Here is a 17,181-nt window from a genome sequence, read left to right on the forward strand (position 1 = left end):
TAGGGCGCCTGAAGGTCATGTACCACCCACCACTATCCATACAAGAGTGCGGGTCCGCAGATGCAACCTGCGGGTTATTGATTATTGGTGGCCGTCTATTCATTCTGGCGACATTTCTTTCACGATATTGTGGATCATCCCACCACCGCGCCGAGAAGCTTCCACGCGCTAACCAGCCGCGATAAACCCAGTACTCAGCATAGTTATCCAACCCCGTCAGTTGCTTGAATCCTCGCCCGCGAAATTTTTGGGCGTCAATATCACCGCAGTTCCCATTAACCCAACTATACGATCCGGTAATTCGGACGCCTCTGCTATTATATTTTTCAAGATAAAACCAAGGATCTGTTTCGCCGTCTGCGGCACCATACCAATGCCCGAGCTGATTCTCTGACTGTGCAGACCTCGGGTTTATACGGCGCCCGCGCACACGACCTTCTTCAACCCGCCCCCTCCATGCTCTTTTCTTGCATGGATCTTAGGAAATCGGATTCCACTGCCCCTTGTCCGAGAAAGTGACTTTGTCGAACTCCGCTGGTTATCATGTACTTGCGCATCATCCGGCTTAAATGAGGCGCGTAGTCAGACATAGTTGGAGCCGGCGTTTCAACATATATACGTTGAAGCTCACTAGCGCTTAGCCATCCGCAACGACTTAGAACGCGGACGAATTCTCTTGGATCAAGATGCCAATGTGCTCCGTGGAGGGGCCGTTGATTCGTTGACTCGCCACGTTCGTACACCGGCACCTGCAACGCAGCCTGCCCCCAAAACGCCAACGCTTCAATATGCGCCCGAAACCGCCCAAACTGATCTTCCGTCATCGGCCTCGGATTGTTCGGGCTCTGTGCCTTCAGCCATCCCCATCGCGCTTCTACTGTACTGGCATCCCACTCAGTCGGAAACTTGCAGATCAGCCGCTTCAAGAACGCCTGAATCTGTGGCGACCTCAGGCGCTCATGCGCTTCGTCTGCTGAGACACTGCCGTCGCGATTCATATCGACTGCGCGCAGGATGGTTGGTGCATTGCAAAGGCTGTTGCCGTCCTGAGTGTCTTCAATCAGAAACCAACCGCGCCAGTGCGGAAAATCTGCATCGCTGTACTTCGTTACTCCAGCGGCGTTGAGGTTCACCCAACCCGTACCAGCAGGCGTACGAATTTGGCGCCAGTGCGGTACGTCCTCAGGCGCCAAGGCGTCAGGTCCTATAACACGCCCGAAGCGAAGCAGCTCATATACCGCGCTCGGTGCCGGGCGAGCGTTGGCCGGATAGGCCTCGCTGATGGCATTGGCATCGCGATACAGATTGTATTCAGCGTCGCGTTCAGTGAGCGGGTCACCCAATGCCGTTCCGACCGGACGATAGGTCGTCACGTACGCATTGCCGCGCGCGTCTTGCGCGCCGTCTCCTTCGGCATAGCGTAGGCCAACAAAGAGCTCTTCACCGAGTGGCGTGCCGCCTGCGGGCGCGGGTTGGTTCAGTGGCGGACGTTGTGCGTATACCGGTGTATTGGCTGGCAGCCTGAAATAGAGCTCGCCGAACACCGCGTCGTCACGGCCATTCTGGGTTAGCGGGACATCGCCGCTCGTCCTGCCGATCAGTTGGCGCAGGTTGTCGTCGTCACAGATGATTTCGAAGTGAATCCGATTCGCCTGCCCGCGCACGTATCCTGCCTGTCCAAGTTCCGCCTTTCGATTGACTCGACTGCCGACCTGAACCGTGTTCCGGACCGTATGCAAGTGCATGTAGATGGAGAAGAACACCACACGGGTTGGTGCATTGCCCTGACGAGCGGCGCCAATCTCCGTCTCATGCCGAATCACGATCACGCCATCGCTAGTCCTACCACCGAAACTCAACGGGCTGTCAGCAGCAGGCGGAGGCGGCGGCTCGTGTGAACCGCGTCGATAAACCACAGTGCCATCGGCAATGGCTCTCACCGGCTCGGTGCCATTGGTGCCGCGCGCAGGCGCGGTCAAGTGCAGGCCTCCGTGCCAACCGAGGTTGTAGCTGACCGGATACGACCCGTCGCCCGGCTCACCGCCAGGCATTGCGGCGTCGATCCACTCGCTTTCGGTTTGGTTGGCGCCGCGCGGTGGGAGAAAGGGAGGACTGATCAGCATGGGACTTAGCCTGAGAACTCAGGCTCAGATAGAGAACGGGTAGTCGTTATCGAGGGAAATGCTGTTCTGCGGGAATAGCGGCAGATCACGATCCGTACGGACCGGCCCCTCAAACTTCCTCTGCGCACTCTTGTACGTAATCGCCCCCGGACACTCGACCGTAATATTCCCACCCTCGATCGTGATCGACGCCCCACCAGCCGTCGCCACCCGAATCCGCTTCGCCGCAGCAAAGTCCACCTGCATATTCGCCGACACGACCTTGAGTTCATCCTTGGCCTGCAGCTTCATCACATCGTGCTGCGCCTGCACGTCGATGTCCTCGCTGCCGGCGATCAGCTTCAGGCCGGTGTCGCCCTCGCCCGCTTTCTCCAGCGCCGCGGCGATGCCGATGGCCTGACCGCTGTGCAGGCGCCCCTGCTTGCCGATTGCCAGGTTGGTGTCCTGGCCCGACACCAGGCCCAGCGATTTGCCGTTGACCAGCTGCAGTTCCTGCCCGGCGACCATGGCAAGGCCCGCACGGCCAGCAAGCTGGACGATCGCTTCGCTCGGATGCGGTACCTTGCCTTGCGTCTGCTGATTGCCGCTGGCCGCGTCCTGCATTGCCGCGTCGTAGTCCTTGCCGTCGACCATGCCGGACGCCGCGGTTTCCAGCTTGGCCAGCGGGGCCTCGTCGTCCTTGGCGGTCAGCAGTGCAGCGGTCTGGTGCTTGACCGCGCCCTCGCCCAGCGTCTGCGTCAGCGACTTCGCCTGGCGGATCAGCGCGATGCCCGCCGCGTTGTCACCGGTGGGCACCGGCCGCTGGCTCTGCGCGTCGCGATAGGTGCTGATCAGCACGCCAGCCTTGCCGCGAATCGCGCCGTAGCCGTCGGTGCGCAGCTCGAAGCCTTCGCCGCGGAAGCTGCCGCGGTAGTTGTCCTGCTGGTGGATCAGGTGACCGAGATTGAGTTGGGTGTGCTGGACCGTGGTCGCCAGCTGGCTGCGCAACTGGTTGTCGCTGTCGTCGAACACCAGCTGGTTGGCACCTTCGCCGCCATGTTCGCGGCTCTTGAAGCCGCTCAGGGCGGCGGCGTTGCGATGGCCGTCCGGGTCGGCACTCATGCCGTGCCAGGCGGGAGCATGGCCGTCGGCCACATTGGCCTGTGCGCTGGGCGCGGTGTCGCTGCCTTGCTGATAGACGGAGCCATCGGTAGCAGCCGCCTGCTTGCCGCCCGGCGTCGGCGCAATGCCGCCCTCGCCCTGTCCGTTGTACAGCGCGCCGATCACGATCGGCTGGTCGATATCGTCGTCGGCGAACTTGACCAGCACCTCCTGGCCGATGCGCGGCAGCCATTGCCAGCCCATGCCGGCACCAGCCTGGCGCTGCGCCACCCGGATCCAGCGGGTGCTGCGGTCGTCCTCGCGCTCGCCCTTCTGCCACGGGAAGCGGACCCGGATCTCGCCGCGCGGGCTGACATGGTGTTCGGCATCGCCGCTCGGCTGCGTCTCGCCTTGCGGGCCGACCACGGTGGCGGTCTGCACGCCGAGCGCGGTAGGAGCGGAGAACAACCGTGCACCATCGGCATCGACCACGCGCGGGCGCCACGGGCGCCGCGCATCGCAGGCGCGGAACAGGTTGGCGTAGCCGTATTGCTCGGCGGCCTGGCGCAGCGAGGCCGTCGGCACGCTGCGTTCCACCGTATGACCCTGCGCCAGGAAGCCCATCGTCATCGGCCCATTCTCCGGCGCGCTGGGCGGCGTATCGAAGCACAGCGCCGCATCGAGCGGGCCGAGCCGCTGGCCCAGCGCCGCACGCGTCTCCGCTGCCAGATTGTTCAGCCCACAATGCTCGACGATATCGAGCAGCAAGGGATACGCGGCCTCGGCGTCTTCCTGCCTGGGCAGGTGCGGGCAATCGGAAACGGCCACACGGGTGCCGCTGGCGAAGGTGCGCACCGTGCCCTGCCCGGCGAACAGCTGCGCGCGTGCCTCGATGCTCTCCATCAATTGCTCGGCCAGCCGCTGCCCGCCGGCCGCATCGCCGACCACCGACTGGCTGACCGACAGATAGGGCTCCGGGCATTGCGCGCCGCCGCCGAGCTTGGCCGGGGCATGGCCGCGCAGCGTACGCTTGCCATTGCCGTCCCATGCCACCACCGCGACACCGGGCACCGTCACGCGGCTATGGCAAGCGAGCTGCTGCACGGCATCGGCTTCTTCCTGGCTGTGGGCGCGGTGATAGCGAACCGAAGGCGATTGCCCCTCGGGCAATTGCGGACTGTCGGCGAAGATGGATAACGCATGGCCCGACGGCGCCTGCTCGTCCTCGACAAAGCCAAAACCCAACCCCGCCTCGGCCAGCAGCCGCGACAGGAACGCGTAATCGGTCTCGCGGTATTGGCTGACGTGCTCGCGCGGGCCCAGCGCGTCGATGCGCTGCTGCGCGCCCGCGGTGTAGCGCCACACCGCATGCGGTGCGTATGGCGTCAGGATCTGTTCGGCGATATCGGCAAGTGTACGGTGCTGGAATACCTGGCTGTGCCGCTGCTGCGTGGCCAGCCACAGCCACGGCACCACGGTCAGCCGATAGCGCGCCAGGCTGCCATCGGCGCCGAGCTTCTCGGCCTTGCGCACCAGGCCGCTGCGGCGAATACGCCCGCCGTCGGCCAGCGTGGTCCACAGCGTCACCTTCGCGCCGAGCAGCGACTTGAGCGGCAATCGCGCGTTGGCGCTGACCGCGACGATGCGCCATTCGCTCAGCTCAGACAGCGCCTCGCGGCCGAGCCACGCCTCGACGGCCAGTTCGCCGATGGCCCCCCTCGCCTTCGAGCTGGAACAGCCGCCGCGCCGGGGAAAACAGGGTCTGAATCAGGGTGGTGTGGTCCATGGCGGTTCGGTGTTACAGCGGGTGTCGCAGCAAGGTGTCACAGCGAAGGACAGATACGCCGATCAGCTGCCCGACAACGTCAATGGCCGCGTCCACGCCGCGGCCATGTCCTCTGTCAGCACCCTTGCCCCTCGCCGTCGTTACTGCGAACGCTGGGCGGTGCCGCTCTTGCGCGTCCGCGAAGCGGTCGTGGTTTTCTCTTCGGGCGTGGGCGCCAGCAATGCCGCGAGCAATTCGGCGTCGCGATCATTGCCCATATTGGCGCCCGTCTTTTTTGAAACTCGGCGCGTATTGTTGGAGGCAATACGCGAGCGCTCGGTTTTCGTCTTCCCTACGGTCGTAGGGCCGGTATTCGAACGCGACGCGACCTTGGTGTCGGTATTGGAATGTTGCCGTTTTGCAGCGGCCTGATTCGACGCAGTGATCTTCGTCTTATTTACTTCTTGATTTCGGATTTTTTTATTCGGCTCGTTGGAGGCCACTGTCGCCGTTTTGGACTTGTTGCCGGCGGCGGTTTTCTCCGGAGTCCGAGTCGCGTTGGCTGCCAGCGCGGTGCCGCCCGCCAGTGCCGCGGCACCGAGCCCGGCCGCGGCCAGATCGCCCGACGGCATCTTGCCGAGACTGTCCAGCGCATCGTCGTCGGCATCGCGCGCGGGGCTGACATCGACAATGGTGGCCGAACCGGCCGGCGCGTCGATAAGAGCGTCAGCGGGCGCTGCGCTGGCCGCAGCGGCCTGCATTTCAGGGGGCTGGATCACGCTGGAAGCGGCCCCAGTGGCGGGCTCGGAGGCAGAATTGGCGCTCTCCGCGGGCACAACGGTGGCCACCATCGGGGCCTCGCCATCGCTGCCCTTGCCCAGCCAGAAGGCCACGGCGCCCGCGCCGACCAGCAGGAGCGCCAGCGTGGCGAACACGCCGTGGCGCTTGATGGCGGGGGGTCTTCTTGACGGGCGCGTGACTGGCGACCCGCCCTTCGAGGCTGGCCAGAATGCGCGTATCCGGTCCCTGGCTGTCGGCATTGCCCGAGCCGAACAGCGACGGCGGTCCATTTCCTTTCAAGTCGTCGCTGTGGCTCATCTTTTGGCTCTCGAATTGCAATAAAATGCGCGTCGGGCAGCGCAGGGATGGAATTGAGTCAAGCGATCGGCAACATAACTCGAAGACAGGGCCCGAGCAGAAATTCGACGAGGTGGCGCCAGCTGCCGATGCGGACGAAGCGCGCAGATTTTATAGCTGGCTGCAACAAAAATGCAAATATGTGAACGCCGCCGTGACAACTCGCAGACGGCGAATTTTTTGCAGCCGAATGTCAGCCCGGAATCGAGCCAAATAAATGTCACAAAATGTAACTATTGAAGCGGCTGTCATGCGCGGTTTGGGCGTCGCGTGGTACGCGGACTGAGCGGATGATCTTTATTACGCTGTTCTTCTATTTCGCGCTGATGGTCGCCATTGCGGCCATTCTGCTGCTGCCGGACGTGCGCGAGCGGGTGGTGCTGGCCGCGCGTACGCAGTGGCAGCGGCTCAGTATCAATGCGAGCGCGGCAAGCCAGCGCTCGGCCGGAACCCTACGAACGTCGGCTTCCCAGGCGGCCGATTCGATGGAAGCATTGCGCGCCTTCGTTGCGCGCCGAAAGGTCTTTCTGCTGTGCGCGGCGGGCGTCGTCGCGACCCCGCCGATCGTCGCCCTCGCCTTGCGACCGAAACTGCTGTTCGAGTACGATGACGCGCTGCGCGAGCCGGACCAGAAGATTTCCGCCTTATTGAATGGCGAACGGCTGATTCCTCCGGCGCCATTGCCGCCCGAGGTATTCACCACGCAGGAAGTCGAACGGATTCGCCCGACCATTCGCGAAGCCAGCCGCAATTGGGATCTGCTCGACGCCGATTTCCGTCAGCGCCTGCTGCTGGTCTACAAGATCATGCGCGACGAGCATGGTTATGAAATGGCGCTGCTGGAGGGCTATCGCAGCCCCGAGCGCCAGGCCAGGCTCGCCGCGATGGGCACGCATGTCACAAAAGCGGGCGCCTATCACAGCTACCATCAGTTCGGCCTCGCCGCCGACAGCGCCTTCTATCGCGACGGCAAGCTGGTGATCAGCGAGAAGGATCCGTGGGCGATGCGCGGATACGAGCTGTACGGGCAGATCGCCGAGTCCGCGGGGCTGACCTGGGGCGGGCGCTGGAAGATGATGGATCTTGGGCACGTCGAGTTGCGCCGGCCCGGCGTGCTCGGCAAGAAGCCCGGCTAGCGTGCGATGTGCGGGGGGCACGGCGCAGGCAACGGCGGCCGGCGAAAGCAGGCCGCGAATCGATAGCTGTTGGCGGGATCGCCCTTCTCAGTCGAGAGAACAACAATGACACGGCCATTTATCGTATTGGGTGACAAGACCGACCACGGCGGCGTCGTGATCAGCGCGTCGGGCACCACGTCGACCAACGGCAAGGGCATTGCCTGCGTCGGCGATCGCGTGACCTGCCCGAAGTCCGGCCATGGCGAAACCACCATCGTCACCGGCGATCCGACCGTGATCATCGACGGCCGCGCCGCGGCCCGCCACGGCGACAAGACGGCATGCGGCGCGACGCTGCTGTCCAGCCAGGGGAGTCACCGGCAGCGCGTAAGCGGGCGCCGTTCCGCTGCCGCGCTGTTGCGCTCCCTGTGCCGACCCTCCCCCGACACCATGCTTGCACGCCTGTTCCGTTCCGGCCTGATCCTGTTCGCCGTCTTCGCGCTGGTCTGGACCGCGACGATCCTGTGGTGGCAATCGATCCATCGGATGCCGACCACGACCGATATCGTCACGCATCTGTTCCTGCTGCCGGCCGGCATGATCGCGGGCTATCTGGTCATTCGCCGCGCGCTGGACGGTATCCGCCGCAATGTCGCGGCCGCGGTCAGCACGCCGGCCGCCGCGCAGGATGGCGTGGCTCCGTCGGACGGCGCCGTGCCCGACGACGACCCCAGCCGCCGCTGGCGCGCGCTGGTATTGGGCGCCGCCCTGCATACCGCCAAGGGCGGCGACACGGCCGCCACCGCCGCGGCCACCGCCGAGCAGCAGCGGCCGGACGTGGTCGACGTACTGCACGATGGCATGCCGATCTTCGCCGCGCCCGCCGAGGACATCGATGTCGATGGCACGCGCGAGGCGCTGGAGCAGGCCTTCGCGGATCTGCCGTGGAATGACGAGGCCGTGCGGACCGTCGCGCTGGCCAGCGACGTGGCCGAGCGGCTGGTGGCCCAGGTCCTGGAGCAATATCCCGGCCTGTACTTCCCTTCCGCCGACGAGACACCCACGGCGCCGCAGGCCGAGGAGCCGCCGCGGCTGGTGCTGACGCTGCTGCTGCCGGAGCGCTGGCAGGCGCCGATGGCGGCGGCCGCCGGCCAATACGTGCGCGGCCGCCTGACCGGGCTGTGGCCGATCGAGCGGATCTCGATGGAGACGTTGACCGCCAAGGGCGACGGCGATGCGATGGTGCAGGTCGATCGCGCGATCCTCGCGCTGCATCGCGAACCGACCCACGAATTGCGCGGCGTGATCGCCGCCGATTCGCATATCGGGGGCCGAAGCGATCGACCGGCTGCGCGCGACCAACCGGCTCTTCAGCGCCCAATGCGAGCACGGCGTCGCGCCCTCCGAGGCGGCGGCGGGCATCCTGCTGTATCCGCCGCAGGGACCGCTGGCCGCGATGCTCGCGCAGGACGCGCCGCCGACATCGATCGTCCGCGCCACGCTGACGCGGCTGGACGCGCCGACTCCCGACAAGGGCCAGCCGCGTACCGCGGCGCTGGATCAAGCGATCGCGCAGACGCTGGGCCTGCTGGCCGAACCGGCCGACGGCTCCAAGGCCCAGGCCAAGGACAAGGACGAGAAGCCCGAAGCGTCCGCCGCCGAGCCGGCGCCCGCGCCCCAACCTATCGTGGTCACCGCCGACATCAGCCCGCATCCGGTCCGCACCGTCGAACTGGCACGGGTGTTCTCCGAACGCTTCGGGGAGCTCGACGTCAGCGCGGACCTGCTGCCGGTGGGCACCGCTTGCGGCCACACCGGCAATGCCGGCGCGCTCTTGGCCATCGTGCTCGCCCATCAGCAGTGCGCCGAGCGTGGGGGGCCCGGCGCTGGCGCTGACCGCGGCCGACCCGCAGCAGCGCGGCGCGATCGCGGTGGTGCCACCGGCCACCGCCTAACGGACATCCTCGCCAAGCACGAACAAGTCAGAACAAGCGAGAACGAGCAAGAACAAGCCAAAGCCCAAGCCCAAGCCCAAGCCAGGCAAGCACAAGCAAAACGCACCAGCAAACGCACCAGAACCAGCACACGCATTCGCAAACCGCAGGCCAACATGCACCGATTCCTCAGTTTCCTGACCAACACGCGCACGCTGTCCGTGATAGGCGTCGTCGCGCTGACGCTCTTCCTGCTGCTGGCGGCCGATACCTTCGAGGTCGGGCTGACCTGGGTCGGCATCGTGCTCGGCCTGCTGGTGGTGGCGTGGCTGATCGCCTTCGCGTGGCGGCACTATCGCGCGCGACAAGCCAGCGGCAAGCTCGGCGCGCTGCTGGAGCAGCAGGCGAATGCGGCCGCCCAGGAAGCGCCGCAGGAAAAGCGCGGCGAAGTCGAGGCCCTGCGTACGCGGCTGGTCGATGCGGTCAAGACGATCAAGACCTCCAAGCTTGGCCAGTTGTCGGGCAACGAGGCGTTGTACGAACTGCCGTGGTACATCGTGATCGGCAACCCAGCGGCGGGCAAGAGCACCGCGGTGCTGAACTCGGGCCTGCAATTCCCGTTCGCCGACAAGAACAACGCGATCATCCACGGCATCGGTGGCACGCGTAACTGCGACTGGTTCTTCACCACCGAGGGCATCCTGCTCGATACCGCGGGCCGCTATTCGGTGCACGAGGAAGACCGCAAGGAATGGCTCGGCTTCCTGGACCTGCTCAAGCGCTACCGTCCGCGCGCGCCGATCAACGGCATCGTGGTCACCGTCAGCATTCCAGAGCTGACGCAGAACCGCCCCGAGTTCGCCATCCAGCTGGCCAAGAACCTGCGCCAGCGCGTGCAGGAACTGACCGAACGGCTTGAAGTGTTCGCGCCGGTCTACGTGATGTTCACCAAGGCGGACCTGATCACCGGCTTCACCGAGTTCTTCGGCGACAGCGACAAGCACGAGCGCGACCGCGTCTGGGGCGCCACCCTGCCCTTCGAGCCGGGCGAAAAGCGCGATGCCGCCGCGATGTTCGACGAGCGCTTCGACGAGCTCTACGACGGCCTGAAGGAAATCAGCGTGGCGCAGATCGCCCAGCACCGCAACGGCAAGCTGTCGCCAGGGCTGCTGAGCTTCCCGCTCGAATTCGCGTCGATCAAGCCGGCGCTGCGCGCCTTCCTGGTGACGCTGTTCGACGAGAACCCGTTCCAGTACAAGCCGGTGTTCCGCGGCTTCTACTTCACCAGCGCGGTGCAGGAGGCAAGCACCACCAGCGCCTCCGCCGAACGGATCGCGCGCCGCTTCGGCCTGAAGCTCGACAGCGCCGCGCATAGCCGCGAGGTGTTCTCGAAGAACGGCTTCTTCCTGCGCGACCTGTTCTCCAAGGTGGTGTTCGCCGACCGCAAGACCGTGCGGCAGTTCTCGAGCCCGGCCAAGACGCGGATGCGCTTCGTCACCTTCTTCGGCCTGGTGCTGGTGCTGGGCCTGCTGCTGGGCGGGTGGACCTGGTCGTTCATCGGCAACCGGCAGCTGACGGCCAACGTGCAGGCCGACCTCGACAAGATCGTCAAGCTGCAGCAGAACCGCATCGACCTGCAATCGCGGCTGGAGGCGCTCGATATCCTGCAGGACCGCATCGAGCAGCTGGAGCGCTTCCGCGCTGATCATCCGATCGCGCTGTCGCTGGGCCTCTATCAGGGCGATACGCTGCAGCACAAGCTGCTCGACGAGTACTACAACGGCCTGCGCCAGGTCATGCTGAAGCCCGTCGGCACGTCGATCGAACGCTTCCTGGCCGAGGTCAACGCGCATCCGGACCAGCTCGCGCAGAACGTGCGTGCCCCGGCCGCCAATGGCGCGGTGGTGCCGGCCTCGGCCCAGTCCGGCGCGGCAGGCGCGAGCGCGGCGGCCGCCGCACCGGCTGCCACTACGGCCACGGCTGCCGCGGCCGCCGCGACCGGACCGTCCGCGGCCGACATGACGGCGGCCCTCAACACCGAATCGCCGAACGCCAAGCGCTATGCCGATGCCTCCCCGACCAACGTCGAGGACGCCTACAACGCGCTGAAGACCTATCTGATGCTGGCGGACAAGCGCCATGTCGAGGTCGCGCACCTGACCGACCAGGTCACGCGCTTCTGGCGCGGCTGGCTCGAGGAAAACCGCGGCAACATGCCGCGCGAGCAGCTGATCCGCGCGGCCGAGCGCAACATCTCGTTCTACCTGGCGCGCGTCAACGACGACAACTGGCCGCTGCTCGAGAGCAACCTGTCGCTGATCGACCAGACCCGCGAGAACCTGCGCCGCGTGGTGCGCGGCATGCCGGCGCGCGAGCGCGCCTACGCCGAGATCAAGGCGCGCGCGGCGACCCGCTTCGCCCCGATGACGGTGGCCCGCATCGTCGGCGACGCCGGCGCGACGGTGGTCGCCGGCAGCTACGCGGTGCCCGGCACCTTCACCCGGGAAGCCTGGCTGCAATACGTGCAGCCGGCCATCCGCGAGGCGGCCAGCAAGGAGCTGCAGAGCAAGGACTGGGTGCTGAACGTCGCCGCCCGCGATGACCTGACGCTCGAGGGCAGCCCGGAGCAGATCCAGAAGACGCTGGTGTCGATGTACAAGAACGAATACGCCAAGGAGTGGCAGCGCTTCATGCAGGGCGTGGCCGTGCAGGAGTTCAAGAGCTTCGACCAGGCCGTGACCGCGATGAACCTGCTGGGCGATCCGGTCAACTCGCCGATCCGCAAGCTGTTCGACGCCGCCTATGAGCAGACCTCGTGGGACAACCCGTCGATCGTCAACGCGGGCCTGAAGCAGGCCAAGACCGGCGTGATCGAATGGTTCAAGCGCTGGGTCTCGCGCGGCACGCCGTCCGGCGTCAGCGTCAATGTCGACAGCGCGAGCCTGGCCTCCGCGTCCGACGCCGGCAACATCCCGATGGGGCCGGTCGGCAAGGAGTTCTCGGGCCTGGCCAAGATCGCCGTGATGCGCGACAACAATTCGCTGCTGCGCGGCTATATGGAGGCGCTGTCGAAGGTCCGCACGCGCTTCAACACCATCAAGAACCAGGGCGACCCCGGCCCCGGCGCGCGCCAGCTGATGCAGCAGACGCTCGACGGCAACGGCTCCGAGCTGGCCGACGCGCTGAAGTACGTCGACGAGCAGATGCTGACGGGCATGACCGACAGCCAGCGCCAGACGCTGCGTCCGCTGCTGGTGCGTCCGCTGCTGCAGTCGTATGCGGTGACGATCCGCCCTGCCAGCGTCGAGATCAACAAGGTGTGGAACGCGCAGGTCTACCAGCCGTTCATGCAGACGCTGGCGACCAAGTACCCGTTTGCCTCGGATGCCAAGATCGAGGCCAGCGCGGCCGAGATCGGCCAGGTGTTCGGTCCGGACGGCGCCATCGCCAAGTTCGCCGGCACCACCATCGGGCCGCTGTCGGTGCGCCGTGGCGACATGATCGCCGCGCGGACGTGGGGCGATCTGGGCGTGACCTTCGCGCCGGAGTTCACGACCAACTTCACGCGCTGGATCGCGCCGCTGACCGGCGGCGCGGCGGCCGGTGCCGGCGGTGCCGCCGCTGCCGCCCCGCAGACGGTATTCCAGATCCTGCCGTCGCCGGCGGCCGGCACCACCGAATACACGATCGAGATCGACGGCCAGCAGCTGCGCTATCGCAATACGCCGCCGCAGTGGACCAACTTCGTCTGGCCCAATCCGCAGGGCACGCCGGGCGCGCGCATCACCGCGACGACCTTCGATGGCCGCACCGTCGAGGTGCTCAGCGAACCGGGCCGCTTCGGTCTGGAACGCTTGATCGCCACGGCCTCGCGCAAGCGTCGCCCGGATGGCGCGTTCGAGCTGTCGTGGACGCAGGGCGGCACCACCGTCGCGGTGGCGCTGCGCATCGTCAGCAGCCCGCAGACCACCACCGCGGCCGCCGACTCGCCGCAGGGACAGGGCCTGCGCGGCCTGAAGCTGCCGCCGGCGATCGCCGACGCGTCGGCGCCTGTCACCGCCACGGAGGCGGCGCAGCCTGCCCCCGCCGCCTCGGCTCCCGTCGCGCAGTCCGGCGCACCCGTGCGTGCAGGAGGTGCGCAATGAGCCAGGCAGCGCAATTGCAGCTCGCGTACTTCGGCAAGCTCCCGTCGCGCGGAGACTTCGTCAAGAGCCCGAACCAGACCCAGCTGCTCGATACGCTCGATCGCTGGCTGTCGCAGGCGATGGAGATGCTGGCCGAAGACCCGGGCTGGAAGACGGTCTACGACGCGTGGCAGCCGGTCCAATTTGCCTTCCTCGGCTCGCAGAGCCGGCTGGCGATCGCCGGCACGGTGATGGCCAGCAACGACCAGTCGTCGCGCCGCTTCCCCTTCCTCGCCGCCGCCGCGCTGGAGATCGACCAGCCGCTGCCGTTTATCGCGCGCAGCCCGCTGGCGCTGACGCGGCTGTGGACGCGTGCCAGCCATCAGATGCAGGAGCTGGTCTCCGCCGCCGATCCGGCCGAGGGCCTGCGCAATCTGGCGCAGACCCAGTTCGCGGTCGAGATCGGCGCGGGCGCGCAAGCCTACGACGCCAGCTTCAAGGACTTCATCGAATTCCAGACCGTAGCCGGCCTGGAGCAGATGCTGCGAGCCGACGGGCAGACGCTGTGCCTGCGCCGCACGCTGGTCGCGCTCGGCATCCTGCTCGAACCGGTGATGAGCGCCGGCACGTCGCGGCTCGACAAGGGCCTGACGCTGCCGTTGCCGTCCGACCCGGTCTATCGCAGCCTGGTGGCGAGCTTCTGGCTCGACCTGGTGTCGGGCTTCCTGAAGCGGGGGCGACTTCGAGCTGTCGCTGTTCCTGGGCCGCGTGGGTAACGAGACCACGGGACAGGGACAAGGACAACGCGGCCGCAGCGAGCGGCTGGTGATCGGCTTCAACGGGGCCTCGTCGCGCACGCTGCACGGCATCATGTCGCCGCTGGCGTACGGCGAAGTCAATATCGACATCGACGACCCGCAGTGGGTGGACCAGCATGCCGGCTCGCGCTATGGCGTGGCCAAGCTGGCCAGCTATCTCGAGCAGCCGCAGCTGTCGCTGCGCGCGGCGCTCGACACCTTTCGCGAAGTCTTCATCGGAGAATGATCATGCGTTCGGTTTTCCCGGCCTGCCGCGCTGTTGCGCTGGCGACGGCCCTGACCTGGCTGCTGGCGGCGCCCGCCTCCGCCCAGACGCCTTGCCGGCGCGGATGCAGCGGCAGGCCGCGTGGTGGCCGGCGGCGCGGTGCCGGACGAGGCCACCAAGGCCGAGGTATTGGCGCGGCTGCGCGAGCTGTATGGCGCGGCCAATGTCGTCGATCAGATCGAGGTCGGCGGCGTGGTGTCGCCACCGAACTGGACCGCCAACGTGCAGAAGGTGCTGTCGCCGCAGATCAAGCAGGTCAAGCGCGGTCAACTGAGCATCGACGGCACGCAGATCGCGCTGTACGGCGATGTCGCCGACGAAGGCCAGCGGCAGCAGATCGCCACCACGATGTCGAGCGGGCTGGGCCAGAACTATACGGTCAAGAACGGCCTGCGCGTGCCGGCCTCGGGGCAGGATCTGCTGGATCGCACGCTGGCGAACCGGATCATCGAATTCGAGACCGGCAGCGCCACGCTGACGCCGAAGGGCCGCGTGATTCTCGACGAGATGGCGGCGGTGCTGCCGAAGCTGTCGGGACGCAAGATCGAGATCGTCGGGCACACCGACAATTCGGGCAGCCGCGCGCTCAATCTGGCGCTGTCGCAGTCGCGGGCGGAGACGGTCAAGAGCTATCTGGCCGGCAAGGGGATCGAACCGTCGGTGCTGTCCGCGGTCGGCGTGGGACCGGATCAGCCAATCGCGCCGAACGACAAGGAAGAGAACCGGGCACGGAATCGGCGCATCGAGTTCAGGGCGAGTCAGTAAGGGCTGGCGGCACTGACTGTGTCGTCCCAGCTTTCGCGGGAACGACGGTGTCGGGGCCGCCTGTCCACGACTTCCGGTCACGACGGTTTCGGCGGGGTGTTTGCCCCCACCGTCTTTCTGGGACGACGGTGTCGGTGAGGCGTCGGCCCCACCGTCACCTTCAATGGCTCGAATCGCTCTCCGCGTCCGGCATCACGCCCAGCAATTCCTCGATCTGCGACAGCGTGGCGTCGTCCTTCACGACGGTGCGCAGCCAGGCGTGCAGCGGCATCTCGCCCCACTTGGCCGCGCGCGCGGCCAGGTACGCGACCGGGCTGTGCGGCTCGGTACGGCGGAAGAAATCGGCGACTTCGCGCAGCTGCGCGAGGGCCTGCTGGCGCGTGCGGATCGGGCCGCTGACCGCGGCTCCGCCCTGCCCGCCGACGACCGGCGCTTCGGCGCGGCTGACGGCGGCAGGCGTGGCCGCCTGCCCGGCCTCGTTCGCGCCGGCAGCCGGCGCGGCGGGCTTGCCGACGAAGCGCTCGACCAGCGCCCGCACGGCCTCCAGCGCTTCACGCGCCTGCCGGAAGCTCGGCGCGTGCTCGCCGGCCTTGGCGTCGAGCACATCGCTGAGCCTGGCCAGCGCCTGCTGGCACGACACCACGTCCTGCAGCAGCGCGACATGGAAGTCGGCCGGCGTCGCCTTGCGCGCGGCCTCGAACGCTTCCTGCGTGACCTTGCCTTCGGCCAGTTCGTCGGCGTGGTCCGGATCGCGGCGGATCGCCTCGGTCAGCGCGGTCGCGACCTCCCAGTCGACATAGCCGTAGCCGCCCGCTGCCTCGTCGACCAGCGGAATCTCGCGAATCAGCTGGCGCGAGCGCGTCGCCAGCCAGGCCACGCTGCCGGTGCGGTATTCGAGATCTTCCTCGTCGGCGCGCGGATGCAGCCCGCTCCAGAACGCCTCGCACAGCTGCGCGGCCAGCGTGTAGCCGTCGCGCAAGCCGGCGAATCCTCTTGTCTTGGCCAGCGCCTCGGTCAGCCACACCGCCAGCCGCAGATCCTTGGTCCGCTCCGACAGCAGCCGCGTCGACAGCTCGACCACCTGGCGCCAGTCCGCCTCCTTCAACTCGGTCACCCACTCGCCCTGGTCCAGCGAGGGATCGTCGAAACGGCGCGCCTCCTGAATGCGGTCGAATTCGGCCGAGAACAGCAGATCCTCGCCGCAAGGGTCGTCGCCCGAAACAGGTTGCAGCAAACGGTCGAAGGAGAGAGTCGCCATATCAGCCCGCAGGAAATGGAATGGCGGGTAGTGTAGCGCGTGGACATGCTGACAACCAATGCCAGAGCCATCGCCGCGGAAACGGATGCCGCATTGGAAGACTCAGTCGCGTCGTTCGAGCAACAGTTCGATCGGTACGTTGAGCGCATCGGCAAGGCTCTGCAACACATTGATGCTGCCGCCCCGCTTGCGGCCCTCGATCTGGCTGAGATAGGGCTTGCTCAGGCCCGCGGCGTTGGCCAGTGCATCCTGCGTCAGCCGGCGATAGTCGCGCCACGCCTTTACGGGATGGTCTCCGGCCAGTTCGGCGTCCAGTACGGCCGCCGGAACATGAAAGCCGTCGTCCTCGGACTTCGCACGGTCGAACAGCGCGACGTCGTCCAGGTCCTCCATCAAATGCTTGACCTGCTCCCAGACCTCGATGGGAACAACGGCAAACTGCGGCTTGCCGTCGCGCTGGATGAATTGGATCTGGGTCATTGGTATGCACCTCCGCGTGGTTTTACAGCCAGCACCACGATAACCAGCCGGCCATCCTCGATCTGATACAAGACTCGCCAGTCGCCGACGCGCAAGCGGTAGCCGTCGCGGCCTACCAGTTTCTTGACGTTGCGATTCGGCGCGAAAGGATCGGCGGCAAGCGCTTCGATCTTTGCCCGAATATTGACGGCCATGTTCGTCGGCATTGCCCTCAGCGCCTGGGCGGCCTGCCTGGTGAATTCGACGGAGTACATGGCCGCATGTTAGCGGCCAGCTAATATTGTAGCTAATAAAGTTAGCTACGAAAAGGTGAA

The 17,181-nt window shown here is 66.3% G+C and carries 7 protein-coding genes and 4 pseudogenes; 5 read left to right on the forward strand and 6 right to left on the reverse strand.

Translation table 11 applies throughout. The annotated features are described in order from the left end of the window. Positions 1-440 precede the first annotated feature (440 nt). From OJJOAM_RS02030 to OJJOAM_RS02040, 3 genes and pseudogenes are all read right to left on the reverse strand, one after another. Positions 441-2,123 carry a M23 family metallopeptidase gene (locus OJJOAM_RS02030; RefSeq protein ID WP_422648731.1) on the reverse strand — a complete coding sequence of 561 codons (1,683 nt, stop codon included), beginning with the start codon at positions 2,121-2,123 and terminating at the stop codon, positions 441-443. Between the two features lie 24 nt (positions 2,124-2,147). Beyond that, a pseudogene (locus OJJOAM_RS02035) lies at positions 2,148-4,989 on the reverse strand (type VI secretion system Vgr family protein). Positions 4,990-5,129: 140 nt separating this feature from the next. Then, positions 5,130-5,903 (reverse strand): hypothetical protein, encoded by a 774-nt coding sequence (locus OJJOAM_RS02040; protein WP_422648732.1) that lies wholly within the window; start codon positions 5,901-5,903, stop codon positions 5,130-5,132. Positions 5,904-6,395: 492 nt separating this feature from the next. On the opposite strand from OJJOAM_RS02040, the gene OJJOAM_RS02045 reads away from it, so the two are divergent. The 5 genes and pseudogenes from OJJOAM_RS02045 to OJJOAM_RS02065 all read left to right on the forward strand — a co-directional run. Beyond that, positions 6,396-7,241 carry a M15 family metallopeptidase gene (locus tag OJJOAM_RS02045; RefSeq protein ID WP_422649466.1) on the forward strand — a complete coding sequence of 282 codons (846 nt, stop codon included), beginning with the start codon at positions 6,396-6,398 and terminating at the stop codon, positions 7,239-7,241. A gap of 105 nt (positions 7,242-7,346) precedes the next feature. Continuing rightward, positions 7,347-7,598, forward strand: a pseudogene (locus OJJOAM_RS02050) (PAAR domain-containing protein); the annotation flags it as partial. Between the two features lie 1,735 nt (positions 7,599-9,333). Then, positions 9,334-13,302 carry a type VI secretion system membrane subunit TssM gene (gene tssM, locus OJJOAM_RS02055; RefSeq protein WP_422649467.1) on the forward strand — a complete coding sequence of 1,323 codons (3,969 nt, stop codon included), beginning with the start codon at positions 9,334-9,336 and terminating at the stop codon, positions 13,300-13,302. Next, positions 13,299-14,325 (forward strand): annotated as a pseudogene (gene tagF, locus OJJOAM_RS02060) (type VI secretion system-associated protein TagF). Before tssM ends, tagF begins: the two are co-directional and overlap by 4 nt. A 75-nt stretch (positions 14,326-14,400) precedes the next feature. Continuing rightward, a pseudogene (locus tag OJJOAM_RS02065) lies at positions 14,401-15,129 on the forward strand (OmpA family protein); the annotation flags it as partial. A 160-nt stretch (positions 15,130-15,289) separates the two neighbouring features. Here OJJOAM_RS02065 and tssA read toward each other — a convergent pair. From tssA to OJJOAM_RS02080, 3 genes are all read right to left on the reverse strand, one after another. Next, complete coding sequence (tssA, locus tag OJJOAM_RS02070; protein ID WP_422648733.1) at positions 15,290-16,387, reverse strand: type VI secretion system protein TssA; 1,098 nt, start codon at positions 16,385-16,387, stop codon at positions 15,290-15,292. Positions 16,388-16,489: 102 nt separating this feature from the next. Beyond that, positions 16,490-16,867 carry a helix-turn-helix domain-containing protein gene (locus tag OJJOAM_RS02075; RefSeq protein WP_422648734.1) on the reverse strand — a complete coding sequence of 126 codons (378 nt, stop codon included), beginning with the start codon at positions 16,865-16,867 and terminating at the stop codon, positions 16,490-16,492. After that, positions 16,864-17,121, reverse strand: coding sequence for a type II toxin-antitoxin system RelE family toxin (locus OJJOAM_RS02080; protein WP_422648735.1), 258 nt, complete (start codon positions 17,119-17,121; stop codon positions 16,864-16,866). The genes OJJOAM_RS02075 and OJJOAM_RS02080 overlap by 4 nt, the downstream gene beginning before the upstream one ends. Positions 17,122-17,181 lie beyond the last annotated feature (60 nt).

The sequence above is a fragment of the Cupriavidus sp. H18C1 genome (assembly GCF_049311595.1).
Taxonomy (GTDB): Bacteria; Pseudomonadota; Gammaproteobacteria; order Burkholderiales; family Burkholderiaceae; genus Cupriavidus; species Cupriavidus cauae.

Bases quoted from the DNA above. Each gene is read 5' to 3' on its own strand.
- OJJOAM_RS02030 (WP_422648731.1), bottom strand. From the start codon at position 2,123: ATGCTGATCAGTCCTCCCTTTCTCCCACCGCGCGGCGCCAACCAAACC.
- OJJOAM_RS02045 (WP_422649466.1), top strand. From the start codon at position 6,396: ATGATCTTTATTACGCTGTTCTTCTATTTCGCGCTGATGGTCGCCATT.
- tssM (WP_422649467.1), top strand. From the start codon at position 9,334: ATGCACCGATTCCTCAGTTTCCTGACCAACACGCGCACGCTGTCCGTG.
- tssA (WP_422648733.1), bottom strand. From the start codon at position 16,387: ATGGCGACTCTCTCCTTCGACCGTTTGCTGCAACCTGTTTCGGGCGAC.
- OJJOAM_RS02075 (WP_422648734.1), bottom strand. From the start codon at position 16,867: ATGACCCAGATCCAATTCATCCAGCGCGACGGCAAGCCGCAGTTTGCC.
- OJJOAM_RS02080 (WP_422648735.1), bottom strand. From the start codon at position 17,121: ATGTACTCCGTCGAATTCACCAGGCAGGCCGCCCAGGCGCTGAGGGCA.